The 22,667-nt window shown below is 39.1% G+C and carries 21 protein-coding genes and 1 riboswitch; of the genes, 14 read left to right on the top strand and 7 right to left on the bottom strand.

Translation table 11 applies throughout. The annotated features are described in order from the left end of the window. Positions 1-137: 137 nt before the first annotated feature. The 7 genes from ychF (at position 138) to LJD61_RS12405 (ending at position 6,487) form a co-directional block, all read left to right on the top strand. Positions 138-1,226, top strand: coding sequence for a redox-regulated ATPase YchF (ychF, locus tag LJD61_RS12435; protein WP_255227873.1), 1,089 nt, complete (start codon positions 138-140; stop codon positions 1,224-1,226). Between the two features lie 21 nt (positions 1,227-1,247). After that, the gene (gene nudC, locus LJD61_RS12430; RefSeq protein WP_333783115.1) at positions 1,248-2,069 is read left to right on the top strand and encodes an NAD(+) diphosphatase; all 822 of its coding nucleotides are present in this window, start codon (positions 1,248-1,250) and stop codon (positions 2,067-2,069) included. A 27-nt stretch (positions 2,070-2,096) separates the two neighbouring features. Then, a complete protein-coding gene (locus LJD61_RS12425) occupies positions 2,097-3,053 on the top strand; it encodes a 1,4-dihydroxy-2-naphthoate polyprenyltransferase (protein WP_255227871.1) in 957 nt (318 codons plus the stop codon). Between the two features lie 80 nt (positions 3,054-3,133). Next, entirely contained in the window at positions 3,134-3,511 is a 378-nt protein-coding gene (locus LJD61_RS12420) for a desulfoferrodoxin (protein WP_255227870.1), read from the top strand. 418 nt (positions 3,512-3,929) lie between these two features. Continuing rightward, the gene (locus LJD61_RS12415; protein ID WP_255227869.1) at positions 3,930-4,811 is read left to right on the top strand and encodes a DMT family transporter; all 882 of its coding nucleotides are present in this window, start codon (positions 3,930-3,932) and stop codon (positions 4,809-4,811) included. A gap of 33 nt (positions 4,812-4,844) precedes the next feature. Then, positions 4,845-5,459, top strand: a complete 615-nt coding sequence (locus tag LJD61_RS12410; RefSeq protein WP_255227959.1) for a DNA-3-methyladenine glycosylase — start codon at positions 4,845-4,847, stop codon at positions 5,457-5,459. Positions 5,460-5,482: 23 nt separating this feature from the next. Beyond that, entirely contained in the window at positions 5,483-6,487 is a 1,005-nt protein-coding gene (locus LJD61_RS12405) for an asparaginase (RefSeq protein ID WP_255227868.1), read from the top strand. A gap of 57 nt (positions 6,488-6,544) precedes the next feature. On the opposite strand, the gene LJD61_RS12400 is transcribed toward LJD61_RS12405, so the two are convergent. Next, entirely contained in the window at positions 6,545-7,246 is a 702-nt protein-coding gene (locus tag LJD61_RS12400) for a C40 family peptidase (protein WP_255227867.1), read from the bottom strand. Between the two features lie 3 nt (positions 7,247-7,249). Continuing rightward, a riboswitch (cyclic di-AMP (ydaO/yuaA leader) is annotated at positions 7,250-7,390 on the bottom strand. 462 nt (positions 7,391-7,852) lie between these two features. Here LJD61_RS12400 and LJD61_RS12395 point away from each other — a divergent pair. The 3 genes from LJD61_RS12395 (at position 7,853) to msrA (ending at position 11,825) form a co-directional block, all read left to right on the top strand. Then, the gene (locus LJD61_RS12395) at positions 7,853-8,671 is read left to right on the top strand and encodes a PHP domain-containing protein (protein ID WP_255227865.1); all 819 of its coding nucleotides are present in this window, start codon (positions 7,853-7,855) and stop codon (positions 8,669-8,671) included. Between the two features lie 258 nt (positions 8,672-8,929). After that, positions 8,930-11,218: an RNA polymerase recycling motor HelD gene (helD, locus tag LJD61_RS12390; RefSeq protein WP_255227863.1), complete on the top strand. Its 2,289-nt coding sequence runs from the start codon at positions 8,930-8,932 to the stop codon at positions 11,216-11,218. 136 nt (positions 11,219-11,354) lie between these two features. Further along, positions 11,355-11,825, top strand: coding sequence for a peptide-methionine (S)-S-oxide reductase MsrA (msrA, locus tag LJD61_RS12385; RefSeq protein WP_255227862.1), 471 nt, complete (start codon positions 11,355-11,357; stop codon positions 11,823-11,825). Positions 11,826-11,854: 29 nt separating this feature from the next. On the opposite strand, the gene rbr is transcribed toward msrA, so the two are convergent. From rbr to LJD61_RS12365, 4 genes are all read right to left on the bottom strand, one after another. Beyond that, a complete protein-coding gene (gene rbr / locus LJD61_RS12380; RefSeq protein ID WP_255227861.1) occupies positions 11,855-12,388 on the bottom strand; it encodes a rubrerythrin in 534 nt (177 codons plus the stop codon). Between the two features lie 141 nt (positions 12,389-12,529). Next, positions 12,530-14,092, bottom strand: a complete 1,563-nt coding sequence (gene hcp, locus LJD61_RS12375) for a hydroxylamine reductase (RefSeq protein WP_255227860.1) — start codon at positions 14,090-14,092, stop codon at positions 12,530-12,532. A gap of 23 nt (positions 14,093-14,115) precedes the next feature. Then, the gene (locus tag LJD61_RS12370; RefSeq protein WP_255227859.1) at positions 14,116-14,454 is read right to left on the bottom strand and encodes a cupin domain-containing protein; all 339 of its coding nucleotides are present in this window, start codon (positions 14,452-14,454) and stop codon (positions 14,116-14,118) included. Between the two features lie 12 nt (positions 14,455-14,466). Continuing rightward, entirely contained in the window at positions 14,467-15,201 is a 735-nt protein-coding gene (locus LJD61_RS12365) for a 4Fe-4S binding protein (protein WP_255227858.1), read from the bottom strand. A gap of 99 nt (positions 15,202-15,300) precedes the next feature. Here LJD61_RS12365 and LJD61_RS12360 point away from each other — a divergent pair, with 99 nt between their 5' ends. Together LJD61_RS12360 and LJD61_RS12355 are read left to right on the top strand one after the other, a co-directional pair. Beyond that, the gene (locus LJD61_RS12360; protein ID WP_255227857.1) at positions 15,301-15,993 is read left to right on the top strand and encodes a Crp/Fnr family transcriptional regulator; all 693 of its coding nucleotides are present in this window, start codon (positions 15,301-15,303) and stop codon (positions 15,991-15,993) included. A gap of 109 nt (positions 15,994-16,102) precedes the next feature. After that, on the top strand, positions 16,103-16,636 hold the full coding sequence (locus tag LJD61_RS12355) for a cob(I)yrinic acid a,c-diamide adenosyltransferase (RefSeq protein WP_255227856.1): 534 nt from the start codon (positions 16,103-16,105) through the stop codon (positions 16,634-16,636). A 30-nt stretch (positions 16,637-16,666) separates the two neighbouring features. On the opposite strand, the gene LJD61_RS12350 is transcribed toward LJD61_RS12355, so the two are convergent. Next, positions 16,667-17,944: a sensor domain-containing diguanylate cyclase gene (locus tag LJD61_RS12350; protein WP_255227855.1), complete on the bottom strand. Its 1,278-nt coding sequence runs from the start codon at positions 17,942-17,944 to the stop codon at positions 16,667-16,669. A gap of 252 nt (positions 17,945-18,196) precedes the next feature. Between LJD61_RS12350 and LJD61_RS12345 the strand changes: the two genes are divergently transcribed. After that, positions 18,197-20,194, top strand: a complete 1,998-nt coding sequence (locus LJD61_RS12345) for a methyl-accepting chemotaxis protein (RefSeq protein ID WP_255227854.1) — start codon at positions 18,197-18,199, stop codon at positions 20,192-20,194. Positions 20,195-20,386: 192 nt separating this feature from the next. Here the strand turns inward: LJD61_RS12345 and LJD61_RS12340 are convergent, their stop codons facing one another. Beyond that, entirely contained in the window at positions 20,387-20,560 is a 174-nt protein-coding gene (locus tag LJD61_RS12340) for a hypothetical protein (RefSeq protein ID WP_255227853.1), read from the bottom strand. Positions 20,561-20,911: 351 nt separating this feature from the next. On the opposite strand from LJD61_RS12340, the gene LJD61_RS12335 reads away from it, so the two are divergent. After that, entirely contained in the window at positions 20,912-22,660 is a 1,749-nt protein-coding gene (locus tag LJD61_RS12335) for an ABC transporter ATP-binding protein (protein ID WP_255227852.1), read from the top strand. Positions 22,661-22,667: the final 7 nt, after the last annotated feature.

The raw sequence follows: 22,667 nt of genomic DNA, 5'->3' as shown, positions 1-22,667 counted from the left end.
TTAGTCCTGAGGAGCAAGAGAAGATGACCTGGGGCAAGATGCACCAATGAGTTATTGCAGTAAAATCAATTGTATATCTTAGAAAAGGAGTTGAAAAGCAGGGTTATTATTTAATATAGTGGGCCCTGCGTATTATAATGAAAATTGGATTGATAGGACTGCCGTCTGTCGGCAAAACTACTTTGTTCAATCTGTTGACGGGATCAGATCAGGAAGTAGCAGGCTTCTCAACGGGCAAGGTCGATGCAAACCTCGGCATAGCTAAGATCCCTGATGAAAGGATTGATTTTCTCAGCCAAATGTATGAACCCAAGAAAACAACATATGCAACAATTGAAGTTATTGATGTCCCTGGTCTAGTGAGCGGCTCAAGCACAGGCAAAGGAGTAGGCAATCAATTTTTGGATAACATAAGAAAAACCGATGCTTTGATACATATAATCAGAGCTTTTAAATCTGACGAGGTTATTCATGTTGAAGGCAGCATCGACCCCATGAGGGACATAGAAACCATAAATATGGAGCTGCTTTTTGCCGATTTGGGAGTGATAGATAATAGAATAGAAAGAATACAAACCTCTAAGAAGGTCACAAAAGAAAATCTGGCTGAACTGGAAGTGCTTAAAAAGTGCAAGGAAGGTCTTGAAAACGGGCTTTTGATACACAATCTGAATCTAAGCGATGAGGAGAAGGAGCATCTTAAAACCTTTGGCTTCCTATCTGAAAAACCTATGATTTTAGTTGTCAATGTGGATGAAGACCAGTTCAGGGCTGATGATTATCCCTCCAAGGAAGCTCTTATGGAACACTCTAAAAATGTTAATACTCCTCTTATTCAATTGTGCATAAAGTCGGAGCTGGAGATAGCCAAATTAGATCCTGAGGATAGGGAGATGTTCTTAGAAGACCTGGAAATAACTGAATCCGGGGTTGATAAGCTCTCAAAGACCGCCTATGAGTATCTTGGGTTGATTTCCTTCCTCACTGCGGGAAACGATGAAGTGAGAGCATGGACGATAAATAAGGGCACTGCAGCGCGAAAGGCAGCCGGCAAGATTCATTCCGATATAGAAAAGGGCTTTATAAGGGCAGAGGTGTGCAAGTTCAGGAATTTGAAGGAACTTGGCTCCATGCAGAAGGTTAAGGAAAAGGGCCTGGCCACCTTGGAAGGCAAGGAGTATATCGTGGAAGACGGAGATATCATCAATTTCAGGTTTAATGTATAACGAGAGAGAAGGAACATAGAATTGTTGATAGATGATTTCAAGCTGGGCAGTTTGCCTTCGGCTGATGATAGAGAGCCCTATTTTTGGTTTTTATTTCATAAGGACAAAATATTATTAAAAAAGACTGACGAGGCTTATAAGATTCCGGATTCCATGGATGTTTCCGCTGAAGATTTAGTTGGAAAAAGCTTTTATATAGGCAGTATAGATAATAATCCCTGCTATGCATCAAGGCTGCTTGAAGAAAAGACTATTCTTAGGGGCATGGAAGCCTTTAACCTCAGGCAGGCATATGCTGAAATAGGAGATGTTTTTTTTCAGATAGCAGGCCGCGCTCTTCAAATAGTAAATTGGGATGAAAATCATAGATTTTGCGGAAAATGCGGGGAAAAGACTGAGGATAAAATCGATGAGCATGCCAAGATATGCCCGCATTGCGGACTCTTTTTCTATCCGAGGCTATCCCCTGCTATCATTGTAGCCATAGTAAAAGATAATAAAATTCTTTTGGCCAAGAATAAAAATTCAATTACCGGCTTTTACAGCGTACTGGCAGGCTTTGTTGAGGCAGGAGAATCCCTGGAGGAATGTGTAAGAAGAGAGGTAAGGGAAGAGGTGGGCATTGAAATTAAAAATGTTGAGTACTTTGGCAGCCAGCCCTGGCCATTCCCTAATTCTTTGATGATAGGCTTTACGGCAGAATATGATAAAGGCGAAATTGTGCTCCAGGAAAATGAAATACAGCATGCTGATTGGTTTGAGGCCGGTGATATGCCTCAAATACCCGGAAGCATAAGCATCTCACGAAAATTAATAGATTGGTTCATCGGGAACAACAAATGATATATGAGCAAAATGGGAGAGTCGGATATGACCATAAGCAGTTTTTTTAAGCTGGTAGAGATACAAACCAAGGCGGCAAGCATCATCCCTTTTTTAATAGGAACTTTTTATGCAATATATAGATATGATAGTTTTATATTAAAAAACTTTCTATTGATGCTTGTTTCATTATTATGTATAGATATGGCCACTACTGCAATCAATAATTATCAGGACTATAAAAAGGCAAATGTGAAATATGGTTACGGATATGAAAGCCATAATGCTATTGTCAGATATAATTTGGGCGAAAGAAGCGTAAGGGCAACGATTTTTATGTTATTGGCCATAGCTGCAGCATTTGGATTTTTGCTATATTTGAACACCAATATCATTGTGCTTCTCATTGGCGGAATGTCTTTTATAATAGGTATAGCTTACTCCTACGGTCCGGTACCTATATCCCGCACTCCCTTTGGAGAGGTGTTTTCCGGCGGGGTTATGGGTTTCTTTATACCTATATTGGCCATATATATTCATGTGCTTGACCGGGGCATTATAACATTAGGGATTAGCGGAGGTATTTTGAATCTCGGGGTTAACATTGCGGAATTGCTTTATATAATCCTGCTGTCATTGCCCTCTGTCATAGGAATCGGTGACATAATGCTGGCCAATAACATATGCGACATAGAAGATGATATTCAAAACGGCAGATATACTTTGCCCATATACATAGGAAAAGAAAAGGCATTGAAGGTTTTCAAAGCATCTTATCATTTTGCATATTTGACGCTTTTGATTTTAATTGTATTGAAGGCAATTCCATATTTCTGTATTTTGCTTCTTGCAACTTATTTCCTGGTCAGCAAGCATATTAAACTTTTTTATGATCATCAGAGCAAAAAGGATACCTTTGTACTGGCAGTCAAGAACTTCATTATCATTAACGGAGCTCTGGCCATCGCATTAGGACTTGGAGCAGTCATAAGCGTTTTGATTTGACATAGAATGGCAGATTAATTATAATTATTATTAATAGCCATACTTTACAAACAAATAATTATTTGAGAGGTGGGTATAACATGAAAGAAAGAGTAACTTTTTACCGCTGCAGTGTATGCGGGAATATTGTAGAGCTTATAAAAAACGGCGGAGGGGAGCTCGTATGCTGCGGCAAACCGATGACAAAGCTGGCGGCAAACACTACTGATGCTTCTCAGGAAAAGCATGTACCGGTTGCCTCCAGAAAGGATGGCAAAATAGTGGTAGAAGTTGGGTCTGTACCACATCCCATGATACCTGAGCATTTCATTGAATGGATTGCCGTTGTATCTGATGACGGAATTGAAAGGATTCATTTAAATCCGGGGCAGGAACCCAAAGCTGTATTCTGTAATAAAGACAGCGTAGACGTTTACGAATACTGCAATCTTCATGGTCTATGGAAATCAAATCTATAACCTGAGATATATAGTAAAAAACAGAGTTGGGGTTCACAACTCTGTTTTTATGTTGAAGCTTGAACGATATATTTTATATCTTGATTGATATACTCAAAGGATTTTTTTATAAAAAGTAGAATAAGAATGATGTTATAATACTAAGTTATAAATTGATGTGGAGTGGTAGCTGATAAAAGAGTATTTTGTGAAGAGGCTTAGAGTTTGTTAGCGAAGTATAGGAAAAGCTGCGTCAACTGTTTGAGCCTATATGCTGTTAAATTGGAAAATCTCATAACTTGCTTGAATTTTAACAGTAATGACAAACGCTGCATGCGAGTTTTGACGCAGCCCTATACAAGCTTACAAAGTCTTAGCCTTGAAGCTTTATACTTGTTATCAGCTACCACAACAGATTAAATTGATGTGGAGTGAAGAAATGAATACAGGAATATTTAAAGATCAACGTTATAAATCAATAGTTTTTCTTGTACTGGCTTCAATACTTTGGAGCACCGGCGGAATCCTTATCAAGCTTGTAGACTGGAATCCTGTAGCAATAGCGGGGGCCAGGAGCTTCATTTCTTCTATTGTGGTTTGGCTATATCTTAGAAAGCCTACGTTTACATGGTCAAAAGCTCAATTGGGAGGAGCCGTAGCCTATGCATCCACTGTAATTTTATTTGTAGCCGCAAACAAGCTTACAACGGCAGCTAATGCAATACTGCTGCAGTTTACAGCTCCAATTTTTGTTGCAATATTAGGTGTCTGGATTCTTAACGAAAAAATAAAATGGTATGACTATTTGTCTATTGCTGCAGTGGCTGCAGGCATGCTGCTTTTCTTTATAGATAATGTGGGCTCAGGAAGCATGCTGGGCAATTTGCTTGCTGTCATAAGCGGTTTTTTTCTTGCTTGCGTGACAATTGCTCTAAGGCTTCAAAAGGATGGATCTCCTGTTGAAACCACTTTTATAGGGAATGTGCTCACCTTCATTGTTGCAATTCCCTTTATGATAGGGAAGATACCTGATATGCAAAGCATATTGGGCATCGTATTATTGGGGATATTTCAGCTTGGCTTTGCCTATATCTTATATGCATTGGCTATGAAGCATCTGTCGGCATTGGAGGCAATATTGATAACCGTTCTTGAACCTTTATTGAATCCTATTTGGGTATTTTTATTTGCCGGTGAAAAGCCAAGTCCATATGCAATTTTAGGAGGATTGATCGTCATAGTATCTGTTACTTTGAGGAGCATCGCTGTAACGAAAGAATCGGCAAAGAAAAGTGAAGAACATAAATCGGAGGTCGATTAAGTGCATTTTGATTCAGCAGGTAAATTGGAATTGATAAAGCTTAATAGGAGCTTTTACGGGGAAAATGCTGTTGATCTGTCGAAGCAGCTCCTCGGCAAATATTTAGTGCATATTGTAAGAAATGAGGAGCTCATAGGAAGGATTGCAGAGGTTGAAGCATATATGGGTTATGGCGATAAGGCAGCTCACAGCTATAAGGGCAAAAGAACAGCCAGGACAGAAGTCATGTATGGTGAAGAGGGGCATGCTTATGTGTATTTTATCTATGGCATGTACTATTGCTTAAATGTTGTGGCTGCAGAAAAAGAAGTTGCCCAGGCTGTGCTTATCAGAGCCGTAGAGCCTGTAAAAGGCGTGGAATATATGGCAAATTACAGGTATGGGAAAGCTATTGAAGAACTGAAGAAGAGTCAAATTAAGAATTTGACTAATGGACCGGGAAAGCTCTGCAGGGCTTTTAATATAACGAAGGAATGCAATGGAGAAGATTTGACAGGTGATAGACTTTTTATATGTGAAAATCAGAAGCAGGAGGAGCCTTTTGAGATTGTAAAAACAAAGAGGATAGGCATTGATTATGCCGAAGAGGCAAGAGATTTTCCTTGGAGGTTTTACATTAAAGATAATCCATATGTAAGCATTATATAAAAATTTATATTGGGGGTTATGCAATGAAAAAGCCTAGGGTAGCCATAATATTTACCGGGGGAACTATATCAATGACGGTGGATCCTCGGATAGGCGCCGCTATACCATCTTTGTCAAATGATGAGATTATGTCTTTGGTGACGAATATTGATAAATTTGCTGAAATCGAATCCATAGATTTCGGCAAGCTGCCGGGACCTCATATAGGCCCATCAAAAATGATGGAGTTGCGCGGCCTGGTTTTGAAAACCATCAGCAGAGATGATATTTGCGGGGTAATAATTACCCATGGGACGGATACATTGGAAGAAACTGCTTATCTCCTGGATCTATCCATAAATTGTGAGAAGCCCATAGTCGTTGCCGGAGCTATGAGAAACAGCTCTGAATTGGGCTATGACGGACCTAGCAATCTGGCGGCCGCCGTATGCACAGCGATTTCACCGTACTCAAAAAATAAAGGTGTACTGGTGGTTATGAACAATACAGTAAATGCAGCCGGAGAAGTTACCAAGACGAACACATTGAGCTTGGATACTTTTAAATCTTTGGAATTTGGCGCTTTAGGAGTTGTAGATAACGATAGGGTTATATTCCACAGAGATGTAATAAACAGACAGTATATACCGACAGACGGAATTGAGACCGATGTGGATCTGATAAAATGTGCAGCAGGTATGGATTCAAAATTTATAGAATACTCAGTGGATACAGGTGCCAAAGGCATTGTGCTTGAAGCCCTGGGCAGAGGAAATGTGCCTCCCAAAATGATTGAGGGCATAAAATACGCCATAGATAATGGAGTTTTTGTAGTAGTTGTATCGAGATGTCCTACCGGAAGAGTATTGGATACCTATGGCTATGAAGGCGGCGGTAAACAGCTGAGAAATATGGGAATAATTCTAGGCGGCAATCTTCCGGGTCAGAAAGCCAGAATAAAACTTATGCTGGCTCTTTCTGTGACTCGTGATATGGAGAAATTGCGGCGCATCATGGAGCAAGGCGAATATTATGAGAATGAAATATAGGCTGAAAATAAATGGATTGGTGAAAGCTTAAAAAGCTAGCACCAATCCATTTATAAGCTACATCACTCTTTTTGCACCAAAATATCTTTGTGCATAATAGCTATTGCTTAAATTGCTTATAGTTACGCCTTTTGAACTGCTGGCATGGATAAAGTCGCCGTTGCCTATATATATCCCGACATGGGATGCACCCGGAGCATAAGTTGTAAAGAATACAAGATCTCCTGCTCTGAGATTAGCTTTGGTTACATAGGTTCCGGTTGGATATAGAGATTCTGTAGTTCTTGGAAGCCAGATTCCATATTTTCCATAGACATAGTGGACAAAACCGGAACAGTCAAAACCGCTTGGGGAAGTCCCGCCCCATACATAGGGCACTCCCATATAGGATTTTGCTGTTGCTACGATATTGCTCCCGCTTGCTCTCTCAACCGTTCCTCTGGAGCTTAAGGCAGCTGCCGAGCTGTTGTTCAATGCTCTGTAAGTATTTTTACCTACTATTCCGTCAGCATATAAACCATTTGCTTTCTGAAATCTGATGACTGAATTTTTTGTTATACTTCCAAAATAGCCTGTGACATTATTGTTGAAATATCCTAAACTTTTGAGCTTGGTCTGAAGTGTGCTCACATCAGAGCCCCTCATGCCCATTTTTAAGGTAGTATAGCCATAATCAGCTTGTACAATATTAGCGGACAAAAAAATGACTAATACTATTGCGAAGACGGTGAAACCCATCTTCGAATATCTTTTTTGCATCAATATTCCCCTCTCATCAGCCTGCGAAGTTAGTTGACGGATTAGGTTGAGAGCTTCCCTTAAACGGCCTTTAATAGCCCGTTTATTCACCCCAGAGTTAATTCCTCCGCTCCACAAAATGTGTGGACTAGGCTTTTTTGTAATTATATAAGACGGAGGCATATAATTAAACCTGTAATATATTGAAGAAGATATATAATATTCATAATATGCCTTATTGCGCATCATATAGCAAATTTCAACAGGCTGCAGCTATCCTGATCATATAAAACCACCGGTTCCTTCCATGCATTTATTTTCAACTGTGCCAAGCTGTTATAAAAATGATCGAAGAGGAGATGATCTAATTTATCCCATGCTTTGAAAAGGGAAAAATTGCATAATAAAAATTCGTTGCAATCAGGCTTTACTCTAATTTTTGATATAATTATCATGAAAGCCGCTGCTGACGGAGGTACAGCGATTGATGCATATGTATCTGATGGCAATAAATTATAATTGTACATAATATATATTGTGCCGGATGAAGCTTCGTAGTATAATAGCTATTGAAATCTTTCACTTGCTATGAAAGATTTTTACTATTTTTCAAGGGGGCATGATATCTTGAACAATGATAAGATAGACTTGCACATTCATACTTCGGCTTCAGACGGGACGTGGACCGCTGAAGAAGCCGTGTCTGAAATAATTAAGAACAATATAAGCATGTTTGCTATTACGGATCATAATTCAGTAGAAAATGTAGAGACGGCGGCTGAACTTGCTGTAAAGGCGGGCTTAGCCTTTATACCGGGTGTGGAAATTGATACTTCCTTTAATGGAGCTAATCTTCACATACTTGGATACGGCATAGATATACGCAACGATGGCTTGCTGAAGCTGATATCTGGAAATAGAGACTTTATGGAACAAAAAGACGAGGAAAGCATAAAATTTCTCTGCGAGAAAGGCTTTGATGTGAGCCTGTCGGATTACGGCCGTTATCAGAATAATCCGAAGCGAGGCGGATGGAAAGCTTTAAACTATTTGATAGACAAGAAGATCTGCAGTAATACAAAAGATTTCTTCCCTCTTTTTGACGGTTGGGGAAATCCATTTGAAAAAATGAAGTTTCCTGATCCTAAGGAAGTCATTTCTGTTATAAAAAATGCAGACGGTATAGCTGTATTGGCTCATCCGGGCGCACCCTTTTATCGCTTGAATTTTAAAGACCTATTGCATGGTATGCTGGATGAGGGCATAATGGGCATAGAATGCTACCATCCTGAGAATAATTCTGATATAACAAAGCATTGCAGTGAATTTTGCCGGGCTAACAACCTCTTTATAACCGGAGGATCTGACTGTCACGGCACCTTTTTTACTGCAAGAAAAATTGGCATACCAAGCATTGCGCGCGGCAGCATAAGGCTTAGCATTTAATGAGGAGACGGAAACCACTGAAAGACACGGAATTTTTCACGAAAAAGCAGGTCAGGATATTTAAATTTTCTGACGGTTTTATTGATCCCTAATCTGTAGCTACTAACTACCGATTGTTATCATTTGCCCATTCCCCTAGGGTACAAATCAATAATTTAATGTAACTTTAATATTATAAAAATTTCAGTGATTTTTGTGAAGTTTTAGTGACTTTTCGTGTTCTCCGTAACCCCTGCGACCAAAAAAGGAGGAGATAGAATGTCTGCTGAAAATCATCCTGCTTATGGCGAGGAGAAGGCCAGGCTCGGATATACTTTAAAGCATGTGGATAAAAGCCTGAATGCCTTTATAGCTCGCAAAAGCAATATAGATGAACAAGTGGCAAAGGGCAAGAAGCATTTCAACTCTGACAGCAGTCAGCAGTATATAGATCTCATGATCAATACAATGCTCCAGGACAGAGCAGAGTTAAAATTGGTAAATCTGACACAGGCAAAAAGGAAACCCTATTTTGCCTGTATTGATTTTAAAGAGGAGGAGAGCGATTCCGGAGAAAAATATTATATAGGAAAAATGGCTTTGATAGATGAGGATACAATGGAGTTAATAATTACAGATTGGCGTGCTCCCATTGCAAATCTCTATTATGAATCAAGGCTTGGCGATTCAGAATACTCGTGCCCTGATGGTATCATAAAAGGAGAACTTCTTCTAAAGAGGCAGTATGTAATAGACTGGGGCAGCCTGAAAGAAATATATGATATTGATATAACCACCAATGACGAAATATTGCAGGCTTCCTTAGGTGCTAATGCAGACAATAGGCTGAAGGACATTGTCAGTACAATTCAGGCTCAGCAAAACAAGATAATCAGAGCCGATATGTGGACTCCCTTGATAGTGCAAGGGGCTGCAGGAAGCGGGAAGACCACCATTGCACTCCATAGAATAGCATATCTTATTTATACCTACGAAAAGCAATTTAAGCCTGAGAATTTTATGATCATCGCACCTAACCGGCTTTTTCTGAACTATATATCGGAGGTTCTGCCGGAGCTGGGGGTGGAGAAAGCCCGCCAGACCACCTTTGAAGATTTTGCTCTTCAAATTATAGGTTTGAAATTAAAGATAGCGGATGGATATGAAAAAATTAATATATTTGTCAATGAGAACAAGGATAAGAGCCAATCAGCAAGAAACAAGCTGATGAAGATGGAGTCCCAGCTCAAATGTTCCATGCTGTTTAAGGAAATCATTGATGATTACATTCAAACTGTGGAAAAGGCTTTTATTCCCCAGGAGGATTTCAAGCTGAATTCTATAACTATATTTAAGTATGATGAGTTAAATAATCTTTTCTTGAATGAATACAGCAAATTACCTATTGTGAAAAGGTTAGACGAACTTAAAAAGCATATGACAAACAGGATGAAAGCCCGAAAAGAAGCGATAATAGAAAGCTTGGAGGAGTCTTGTGTCAGAGAAATAAACAGAATAAAAGATACAATAGAGGAATCGGCAGATAGGCAAAGTATTATTATCGATATAATTGATAATAAGAATGATCTTGTAAATAAAATTGAAACCCATTCAAAAAAAGCTGTTTCGGATTATATAAAGAAAATATCTAAATTGAATCCCTTCGAGTACTATAAGGATTTCTTGCAGAATTATATGGCAGGACCTGAGCTATCCATTGAAAATATTTCATCAGAGCTGATCAATTTTATGATCCGACATTCTATGCAGGCCTTCAGGGCAGGACACATTGAAATTGAAGATCTGGCTCCTATAATTTATATTAAGTATAAAATACATGGTATAGATGAGAAAATACCCGTAAGGCATATCGTAATAGATGAAGCCCAGGATTTCAGCCCATTTCAAATATTAGTCATCCGGAAAATAATAAAGGACTCCTCCTTTACCATATTGGGAGACTTGGCTCAGGGCATACACTCCTATAGAGGTACCGGAGATTGGGGAGATATAAAAGATAAGGTCTTTGAGGGCAGGTATTGTGAACTGCTTATGCTTGAACAAAGCTACAGAACCACCGTAGAGATTATGAATGCGGCAAATGCCGTGCTGAGCAATATCAAGCATAGGAATTTTCCTGTGGGGAAACCGGTAATAAGGCATGGAGCTCCTGTCCGTGTGATGCAGAAGGGTAATCTCAAGGAGATATGCCTTCAGATTGAAAGAGACTTGGATGCACTGGAGCCCGAATCCTACAAATCTGTGGCAGTAATATGTAAGACTATAGATGAGAGCGAGGAAGCATATTCTTATTTAAAGGCCTCTAAATATAAGCCAAAGCTTATCACAGGAAAAGAAAAAGAATATAACAGCGAAATCGTGATACTGCCTTCTTACCTTTCTAAGGGTCTGGAATTCGATGTGGTCTTCATAGCTAATGGAAGCAGAGAAAACTATGGAATGGAAGAGATGGACATAAAGCTGCTGTATGTATCTATGACAAGACCGCTTCATAGGCTCTTCATATATTATTTTGGAGAGATATCGCCTCTATTGCGGCTGTTATAAAAATCATACGAAGATTATAATATATTAAAGCAGAGATATTGCTGTTGAGGTGCAGCAGGCAAGTCGAATCAGCTTGGAATCGCAGCTTTAGTCATTGTGTCCTATATAATGATAAAAAATGTTTGGAGGTATGCAGATGAAAGAAATTGTACTCGCAGGCGGATGCTTCTGGGGAGTGGAAGAATATATGTCAAGAATCAGAGGCGTTATAGAGACAAAGGTTGGCTATGCTAACGGAAATACCGAAGATCCTTCATATTCGGAAGTAAAAACCGGAGAGACCGGACACGCTGAAGCATGCTATATAAGATATGATGAAGCGCAGATCTCTTTGGAAGAGCTGCTGAAAAGATTCTGGAGAGTCATAGATCCCACAATATTGAACCGCCAGGGCCCTGACGAAGGAACTCAATATAGAACAGGGATTTACTACATTAATGCTGAAGATATTCCGATAATCAAGAAAAGTCTTGAAGAGGAGCAGGAAAAATATCCTGAGCCGATAGTTACAGAAGTCGAACCTCTCAAATGTTTTTATGATGCGGAAGAATACCATCAAAAATATTTGAAGAAAAATCCGGGCGGCTATTGTCACATAAAATTATAGGGTGAGCCATGGCTCACCCTATAATTTTATTACCAATTTTTTGCCAATATTTCAAAGTGTGCTTTTGGATGAGAGCATACAGGGCAAATTTCCGGAGCTTTTTCTCCTACATGAATATGGCCACAGTTTCTGCATTTCCAATAGACCTTGCCGTCTTTCACAAATACAGTATTTTCTTCTACATTTTTTAATAGCGCCAGATATCTTTCCTCATGCTCTTTCTCAACATTAGCAACCATTTCAAAAAGGTTTGCAATGCTTGTGAAGCCCTCTGCTCTTGCTTCTTCAGCAAATCCCTTGTACATAGATGTCCACTCGTAGTTTTCGCCTTCTGCAGCATGCTTCAGGTTTTCTGATGTATTTCCTATTCCATTGAGAAGTTTAAACCAGATTTTAGCATGTTCCTTTTCATTATCTGATGTTTCCTGAAAAATGGCAGCTATCTGTTCATAGCCTTCCTTTTTTGCAGTGGAAGCGAAGTAGCTATACTTATTTCTTGCCATGGACTCACCGGCATAGGCTTCCCATAAATTCTTTTCTGTTTTTGTTCCTTTGATATCCATTTTACCACCTCTTTTATAATACTTGTACTTTAATCGACTACTCTTTAATTATAAAATAAATGGGGCCAAATGGCAATGGATAATGATGATTAGTAGAAAAACATTAAAAATCAGCTGAGCTTTTAAGCTATTGCTTATGAATTATCCTAATATTTTTTTCAAGTCCTCTTCAGGTGTAGTGATGGGTGTAATATTAAACTTTTCAACAAGCACATTCAGTACATTCTGGGAGAAGAAAGCAGGTACTGAAGGGCCTATATAAATATTTTTTATACCTAATGCCAGCAGAGTGAGCAATATGCATACGGCTTTTTGCTCATACCATGATAGCACTAAGGTTAAAGGCAATTCATTCACACTGCATTTAAATGCTTGAGACAAAGCGACGGCGACCTTTATGGCAGAGTATGCGTCATTGCATTGGCCCATGTCCATTATCCTTGGCAGCCCTCCTATTTCACCGATGTTCAGGTCATTGAAACGGAATTTCCCGCAGGCCAATGTCAATATAACCGTATCCTTAGGGCTTTTCTCAACAAATTCCGTATAATAATTTCTTCCGGGCTTTGCCCCGTCGCATCCTCCGACCAAGAAGAAATGCCTTATGGCTCCTGCTTTTACTGCGTCTATAACTTTGTCTGCAACGCCAAGCACTGTGCCATGACCAAAGCCTGTCATCAATTCGGTGCCGCCGTTTATGCCGGTGAGAACCTTATCCTCTTTCCACCCTCCAAGCTCCATTGCTTTTTCGATAACCGGGGTAAAGTCTTTTTTGCCGTTTGCCTCATCTATATGAACAAGTTCCGGGTAAGATACCACCTCGGTTGTAAAGACTCTGTCCATATAGGAAGGTTTAGGAGGCATCAAACAATTAGTTGTGAATAAGAAAGCGCCGGGAACATTATCAAATTCCTTCTGTTGATTCTGCCAGGCTGTTCCGAAATTGCCTTTTAAATGAGGGTATTTTTTCAGCTCAGGATATCCGTGTGCAGGAAGCATTTCACCGTGAGTATATATGTTTATTCCTTTGCCTTCTGTTTGTTCAAGCAATTGCTTAAGATCCAGCAAATCATGGCCTGAAACAACTATGAAGGGACCTTTTTCAATTATTGTAGTCACTTTGGCCGGAACAGGAGTTCCGTAGGCTGAGGTATTAGCTTCATCCAGTAGCTCCATGCATTTAAGATTGATCATTCCAAATTCCATGAGCAAGCTCAGCCATTCTTCAATGCTGTGATCCTCGCCGAAGGCATACATGCCTTTAAAGAACCAATTGTTTACCTCTTCATTTTGTTTGCCCAATACATAAGCATGATAAGCATATGCCGCCATACCCTTTAGGCCCAGAAGCAAGGTTGATCGGAGCGACATTATATCGGAGTCTGCGGACCAGAGGTTCTCTATTGGGAAGTCCTGGGCATTTCCAGCACTTTCCTTTTCTTTTCTTACCTCATCGATCAGCTTTTCAATAGTGACGGTATTGAAGTTTACATTTGTGACTGTGGTAAATAGGCCCTTAAGCATCAGCTCAACAGCATTTTTTGAAGGAGCTTTGCTGTAAGAGGCTCTGGCAAGACCTACTAATGCGCATATCAATTCATCTTGCTTGTTTGAAACCTCAGGCTGCTTGCCGCATACACCTACTTTTGTGCAGCCCTTGCCTCCTGCAGTTTGCTCGCACTGAAAACAGAACATGTTACTCATTGAATATTACCCCCTTAATTTTATTATAGTATTTTGATATATTTATTATAGTTTTTTGGACATGGTGCTTTTACTACAAAGAACTCCAAAGTTTCTTTATGATCGTTAAATACATTCATTTTTACATTGTATGGAATATTTATTATGCTTCCCTTTGAATAAATATGTGTATCCTGGTCATCCAGCCGGAGTGAAATTGTACCCCTTATAACTATCATGTACACATTCGAATTTGAATAGTGTTCCGGAAGCCCCTCACCGTTATTGAGAACCATATGGTTGATGTTGACGTTTTCGTCGTCTACTATTCTTTCGATGGTTTTTTCATCTGTGATAGCAAAGCCTTGTTTGCTTTCCAGCATCATATCACCTCCTTATTCTTCGATTATAGTTCCGTCTGTACCGATGACTACTATTCTCCAGGGTATCATTTTTCCGCTTTTCTGCAGTGCTTCCTTTACGGCATGTGATAAACCGCCGCAGCAGGGAACTTCCATTCTAAGAACGGTTACACTTTTAATTTCATTATGCTTCAATATTTCTGCCAACTTTTCTGCATAATTTGAATTATCCAATTTGGGGCATCCTATTAATGTGATTTTATTTTTCATAAAATCGCTGTGTATATTAGCATAGGCATAAGCTGTGCAATCTGCAGCGATGAGCAGATGTGAATCATCGAAATACGGTGCATTTATCGGAACAAGCTTTATCTGGCACGGCCATTGCCTTAATTGGGATTCCGGATGCAGCCCGCTTGAATTATGATCGCAGCATCCTGCTAAAGGCTCCTTATGCACAGCTTTCTCTATAACTCTCGCATGAGAACCTGGGCAGCCGCAGGCTAACTTCTCAGGAACGGGGTTCTTCTTCGCTTCAATATGAACCTTTACTGCATCTTCATCAAAAGCGTCGGCTTCTCTTTCTTCAATATTTATTGCTCCCGTGGGACATTCCGGCAAACAAGCCCCGAGTCCGTCGCAATAGGATTCTGAAATCAATTTGGCTTTACCGTTTACGAGCTGTAAAGCTCCTTCATGGCAAGCGTTTATGCATAAACCGCATCCATTGCATTTTTCTTCATCGATTTTTATTATCTTTCTGATCATAATGGTTATCTCCTTCATTTACATATTCATATGCATTAAGTATAATAGTATCAAATGATAAATTCGGTAACTAAAGATACGAAAGTGAGGCATTGCGAAATGTATGATAAATGGTTGAGCGCCATTGCAGTCTGCCCATTATTCCGCGGAATAGAGCTTGAAGAATTAAGTTCCATGCTTATGTGTCTCAAGCCTAAAGTTGAAAAGTATAAGAAAAATGAATTTATAAAAATTGCTGGAGATGAATATGAAGGACTAGGCATCATATTATCCGGCAGTGCAGCTATTACAAAGGAGAACTCTATCGGAGACAGAGTGATAATAACAGTAGTAAAATCCGGAGATATGTTTGGGGAAATGGCTGCTTTTTCGGATCAGAAGAAATGGCCGGCTACAGTGATAGCCCAGGAAGCAAGCCAGGTGATGTTTATGTCATCGGATATAATTTTAGGTGAATGCCCAAAGCTCTGCAGGGGTCATAGGTTTTTGATCATGAATATGTTAAAAATTGTATCAGACAAGGCTTTACTTCTCAATAAAAAATTAGACTATCTGAGCATAAAAAGCATCAGGGGGAGAATTAGCAGTTTATTGATCGATCATTATAATAAAATAGGAACTTTGTCTTTTATGATGTCTTTAAATAGAAACGAGATGGCCGATTTCCTTAATGTGTCCAGGCCGGCCTTGTCAAGAGAGCTTTGCAAGCTCAGAGACGAAGGAGTACTGGATTTTTATAAATCATCGGTAGTTATAAAAGATATTGAGGCTCTTAAATTGATGGCAGAATAATAGTGCTCATTTAACTGGTTGTGCCAGCATCATTTAGGTTGCTTTGCAGCATCAGCAATTGGAATCAAATGGCATACTGGATCAATTTATTTATAAAAGGGGGATGTGCATGAGGATTTATACCAAAACCGGCGACAAAGGTCAGACCAGCCTTTATGACAGCAGCAGGGTTGATAAGGACAGCATCAGGGTAGAATGCTATGGTACCATCGATGAACTGAATTGTTCCTTGGGATTTGCTAAAAACTTTATAGACAATGAAGAAGTAGTAAATGAAGTAAACAGGATTCAGAGATTGCTTTTTAATGTAGCCGGAGAGCTGGCCACAAAAGACGCAAGTAAATTTCCTCATAGGGTGACAGAAGAAGCAGTGCTTGATTTGGAGAGGGTTATAGATGACTTTATGAGCAGGACCAACAATACTCCTCAATTCATAATTCCGGGCAGCAGCAAGGCCAGCGGGGCGCTGCATATGGCCAGAACCGTATGCAGGCGGGCGGAAAGAAGAATAATAACTCTTAATAGAGAAGAACCCTTAGGTGAGATCCTTATGAAATATGTAAACAGACTATCAGATGCGATCTATGCTATGGCAAGGTTTTTAGAAAGCGAGATCGTGCTCGTGGATTTTAGCAGAGAATGACAATAACCCGATAGGCCTATCGGGTTATTGTCAGATGCTCCGAACATAGGGTTTATCTAAATACATTTTTCTGTCGGCTTCAAGTATTAGATCATCATTGGATTTTGAAGTATTTTCTTTTGTGCTGAATCCCAGAGCTATATCCGGCCTAATCGTATCATCCTCATATGTCAAACATAGCTTTTTTATTCTGTTGCAAATGTTTCGAGCCTCTTTGCTTGAACATTTAGGCAGTACCACTGCAAATTCATCTCCGCCAATCCTTGATATCACATCAGATTTTCTGCAGGATGCCCTGAGTATCCCCGCCATAATCTGAATAAGCTTGTCACCGGCCTTATGCCCAAATAGATCATTGGTGCTCTTAAGCCCGTTCATATCTCCGATTATAAGGCTATATGGATATTCTTCGGTTTTATCCATTTTTTCCAGGGTTTCATCGAAATAAGCCCTATTATATAAATCCGTCAGCTTGTCATGATAGCTTAAGTGAAAAATTTTATTTTCTGCTTCTTTTCGCAAGGTAACATCCTGGAAAACTGCCTGAATTTCAGCGGCAGAATCACTGTCATTTATTATCAGGAGCCGGCCCTCCAGAATCACTTCATTTTTGTTCTTGGTGAGAATTGTTAATTCTATGCTGTTGTTTTGAACTTCACGTACAAAATTTATGAGATCGCTTGTAAGGATTCTTCTGTTTTCCTTTGATAACAGCAATAAATCAAGTATATTCATTTTTAACAACTCATATTTTGAATAACCTGTGATATCGGCGCAGGCATTGTTGATCGAAGTAAATCTGCCGTTGTTGTCAAAGGTGCAAATAAGAGCACAAGCGTTTTCAAAAAGCTTTCTGTACCTTTCTTCGCTCAATTTAAGTTTTTCTGCAGTTTCTACCTGCTCGGTTATATCCCGGATTATCCCTTTTTCAGCAATGGGATTTCCATCCGAATCTCTTTCCCAAAGGGTCCACTCTTCCACCCATCTGATTGTTCCGTCCTTGCAGACCACTCTGTATGTATGCTTAAATTCTTTGGCAGCAGAAGCCCTTTTTTCATATACTGCAATTTTTGTTGATTCTACATCGTCTTTATGGACAAAATCCCAATAATCAATTTTGCCGGAGTAAAAGTCCTCCGTTTTATAGCCATAATTTGAAATATTATCGGTCAGATATTTTACAGGAATACCGGGGCCTATAGACCATTCAAAGACTACTATGGAACTTTTCTCAATTATATCATAAGCCTGTCTAAGCCTTTCGTTATATACGGAAATATCGTTAAAGCAAGGTTCATTCTTAGGCATAATAGCTTGTCCCCCTAAACTAAAATGCTATTTAATATAATTATATCTAATAATTGGATGAAATCAAATAACAATATTGTCAATTGGTTATAGTTAACAAAAAATCGTGGGACAAATTATGACACCTCTACATATCGTGTAAATACGGCAAGAATGTTATTGAATTATGTAGAATTTTAGGGTTATTATATATAATAGTTAAGTGTGGAAATATTCGCCATAAATATGAGCGTAATGTAAGGAGGAAGAGTTTTGAAAATACGAAGCATTAGTACCAGAATTATTCTATGGTTTGGACTGACACTAACGATTATGATGATTGGCCTTGGAACCCTATTAAATTTTAAGGTGATGGATGTCATAAAGTCGTCCACTATAGAATCAAGCAAGCAGATTGTAAATGCCAAAGCTAATGAAGTAGGTAATGAGATGAGGGGCTTTCTGGAACAGATGAAAATGGTTTCCCAATCAGATATTGTCAAATCTATGGATTTTGAAAGAATAAAGCCGTTCTTAAAATCTATGGTGCTGGAAGGCCGGCACAGAAGCATGACTGTAGCCAATTCTGATGGAATTGGATGGTCTACATTAGATGTGGATCTGAACATTTCAGAGCAAGAGCAATATAAGAAGCTTATTCTGGAGGGGCAAGAATATTTGGTATCTCAACCCTTTATGACTGATGTGCATCCTATGCCCATATCTGTAATATCCTACGCAGTCAAAAATGATGGTAAAAATGTAGGCTTAGTAAATATTGTTGTAGGCGTAGATTTTTTAAGTGAAATTTCATCAAAAATCAATTTGGGCGGTTCCGGCTTTGGATGGATTATAGACGGGAATGGCCTGATAATAGCCCATGAGAACCAGGAATATGTTATGAAGACAAACATAAAAGATATGAAGGAACTGGGATACATAGGGCTGGATGAAAAATATGAAAGCATATTGAATAATCAGAATGGCAACGAGTTGTATACCGATCCCAATGGAGCGGATTTTTATTTGATTTATGAAGACATTCCAAGCACACCTGGGTGGAAATTCTTAGTTTCCGTTCCCGCTTCAGATCTTATGAAACAGGCAGCCAATGTTAAAAATATTATGATAGCCTTTGTAGGGCTAATAATATTGGCAGTATTTATAATTGCTATTATATTATCAAGATTTGTTACAAAAGAATTGATACAAGCTGCAAAAACAGTGAAGTCTTATGCAAATGGCGACTTTACTGCAAATATACCTGAGAAGACGATGAACCTGAAGGATGAAATAGGTGAGTTAGGCAGAGGAATCAATGAAATGAAAAACTCCATGAAAGGTATGATATCCAATGTTTTACTCGCTTCTGAAGAACTCGGTGCAGTGGCGGAGCAAAGCACTTCCATCACTCAGGAAATGACCAGCACTGCTCAAAATCAATCCAGCTCAATGACGGAGCTGACAAAAACAGTGGACGAAATGGCGCGCTCCATTGGGCAAGTAGCCGAAAGCACGAATAAGCTGGCAGAAATAGTCAGCAAGGTATCTCTAAGCGGTGCTACAGCAAGAGATAAAGCTGATGAAGCAGTACAGAACTCCCAAAGCGGTAAAGAAGATATGAACACTATTCAAAATGAAATGAGCATAATAAATGAGTCTATCAATGAACTCTCTGAATCGGTGCTTCAGGCAGGAAAGTCTGCAACTGAGATAAGGGATATAGTAAAATTGATAGAGAATATTTCTCAGCAGACTAATCTGCTTGCTCTAAATGCTGCTATAGAGGCAGCCAGGGCCGGGGATGTAGGAAGAGGCTTTGCCGTTGTTGCTGACGAAATCAGGAAATTGGCAGAGGATTCTTCAAAAGCCACTAAGAATATTGCAGAGCTTATCGATAAGGTTGATGATGTGATTCAAAATGCAGTGGAGCAAACCAAGAGCAATACTGTAAAAATAGAAGAAAGTGCCGGACATATAAATGATGCAGGCGGCACATTTGAAAAAATATATGCTTCAGTTCAGGAAACCAATACTATAATACAAAGCATAATAAAAGATATCAACAATATAAATGAGTTTGCTCAAGAGGTAGCATCGGCTACAGAGGAGCAGTCTGCTTCAAGTGAAGAAATATTGGCAACAGCGGAAAATGTAAATGAGATGTCTGAGAAGGTTGCTTCGGGAAGCAATGAAGTGGCAAGCAGTGCTGAAAATCTTGCCAACCGTGCTGTAGAGTTGCAAAAGGCAGTATCCAAATTTAAAATTTGAACGAGACTTCATTCAGAGGGGGATTCAACCCCCACTGAATGTTAGTCGAGTCCATACTGGACTTAGCCGCTCTTGGCACCCGCCGCCTATAGAGGCGGGGGTCTTAGAGCGGGTTAGTTCAGTGATAAATAAAATCAAGTTCAACTGATAGTAATATGCATTAACACCGGTATAGAAAGAAGCTGCTTCAGATTAGCAGCTTCTTTTTGAACCGTCGGCATAAACTACGTATCCTCGTTGGAATATGCCCTTGTAGTAATCTATTTGGAAACCGGGCACTAAATCTGAAATATCTTTTTCCACCGAAAACTTGATATCATCTACCGGAAATACTTCGTCTCCTTCTTGGGGCTCTCCCGGAGCCAATCCAAATAAAGGGCCTGCTCAGCCATAGCCTTTGACTATGACTCTATAATCTTTTGAGTCGCCTTCCATAAGCTGATGTCTTGCATTTTCCGAAATGGATATATTCATAACTTTCACCTCATATAATTATTACCTATAACCCCTAGGGGGTATAATATTATTATAAACGCTTGGTTTTGAAAATGCAATAGATATATAAATTTTAGCATGAGAATTTATAAATTTTTTTATAATATTTTTTAAAAATAAGGCAGAATGATAAACTTCATAATAATGGTATTAGTGATGTGGTATAATGAATATTGTTGAAGGATAGGCTTTAATTTAATTTGCTGAATGGGGGGTATGAGTATGGGAAAAATAAAAAAGTTTATAAAATATTATGGTCCATATAAAAAAATATTTTTTATGGATATGCTATGTGCTTTTGCGGCAGCAGGTGTGGATCTTTTATTCCCGGTAGTGGTAAGATTCTTATTGAATGAGGCCATCGCAAAGGGAGGCGGAGCTTCTGCAAGCCTTATAATAAAGATCGGGCTTTTAATGCTGGCCCTTTATTTTGTACAATATGCCTGCAACTATTTTGTAACGGCTTGGGGCCATATTATGGGAGCGAGAATGGAGTATGATATGAGGAATGATATATTCAATCATCTCCAAAAACTGTCCTTTTCATTTTATGATAACAACAAGACCGGTCAGCTCATGTCAAGGATTGTAAATGATTTATTTGATATTTCAGAGCTTGCTCACCATGGACCTGAAGAAATATTTATTTCTTTAGTTAAAATAATAGGTTCTTTTCTGATTTTACTCAGCGTTGATTGGAGGCTGACATTAATAGTATTTGCTTTTATACCTCCTATGGCTTATTTTGCTTTTGTATATAATAAAAAGATGAGATCGGTTTTCATGAGAAACAGACAAAAGATTGCGGATGTAAACTCTCAGCTTGAAGATAGCATTTCTGGGGTCCGTGTGGTCAAATCCTTTTCAAATGAAAATATTGAAATATTCAAATTCAATAAGGGTAACCTGGAATTTCTTCATACAAAAGAAGAAAGCTATGGTTATATGGGCAAGTTTTTTAGCGGCGTAACCTTGTTTCAAGGGATGATATACGTTATTACAATCATATCAGGTGCCCTTCTCATGCGGACAGGCAGTGTAAAGCCCACTGATTTGGTTGCCTTTCTGCTATATATAAACACTTTGCTGAATCCCATAAGAGCACTGATAAACTTTACTGAGCAATTCCAGAAAGGCATGACAGGATTTGAAAGATTTTTGGACATATTAAACACTGAACCTGATATATTGGATAGTGAAGACAGCATAGAAATAAATGAAGTGAAAGGCAAAATTACATTTGATAATGTATCCTTCAGATATAGCACAGGCAAGTATGTTCTGGATAATATCAACCTGAATGTAGAGCCCGGAGAGACCGTAGCTTTAGTAGGGCCTTCGGGAGGAGGCAAATCGACCATTTGCAGCCTTATACCCAGGTTTTATGAAGCAACGGAAGGTCAAATATTGCTGGATGATATAGATGTCAAAAATATTAAATTGAAATCCTTGAGAAAAAATATTGGCATAGTACAGCAGGATGTTTATTTATTCGCAGGTACGGTAATGGAAAATATCAGATACGGCAAGCCGGAGGCTACAGAATCAGAAGTTATTGAAGCTGCAAAGCAAGCCAATGCCCATGATTTTATAATGGAGCTGGAAAAGGGTTACGATACTTATGTAGGAGAAAGGGGAGTCAAGCTGTCGGGAGGGCAGAAACAGAGGATAAGCATTGCCAGGGTGTTTTTAAAAAATCCTCCTGTATTGATTTTGGATGAAGCTACTTCTGCACTGGATAATCAAAGCGAGAAAATAGTTCAGGATTCCCTGGAAAAACTTTCGACAAATAGAACAACCTTTGTTATAGCTCACCGCCTTTCTACTATAAGAAATGCAAAAACCATTTTGGTGCTTACAGATAATGGCATTGTTGAAAAAGGCAGCCATAGCGAATTGATAAAGAATAATGGTGAATATGCCAATTTATATTATGCGCAATTTATGGATGATGATGAGATGTCTATATAAAAATCAG

Source organism: Lutispora saccharofermentans, assembly GCF_024363565.1.
GTDB lineage: Bacteria > Bacillota > Clostridia > Lutisporales > Lutisporaceae > Lutispora > Lutispora saccharofermentans.
Note: the sequence above shows the minus strand (reverse complement) of the source record. Positions and strands in the feature narration are given on the sequence as shown.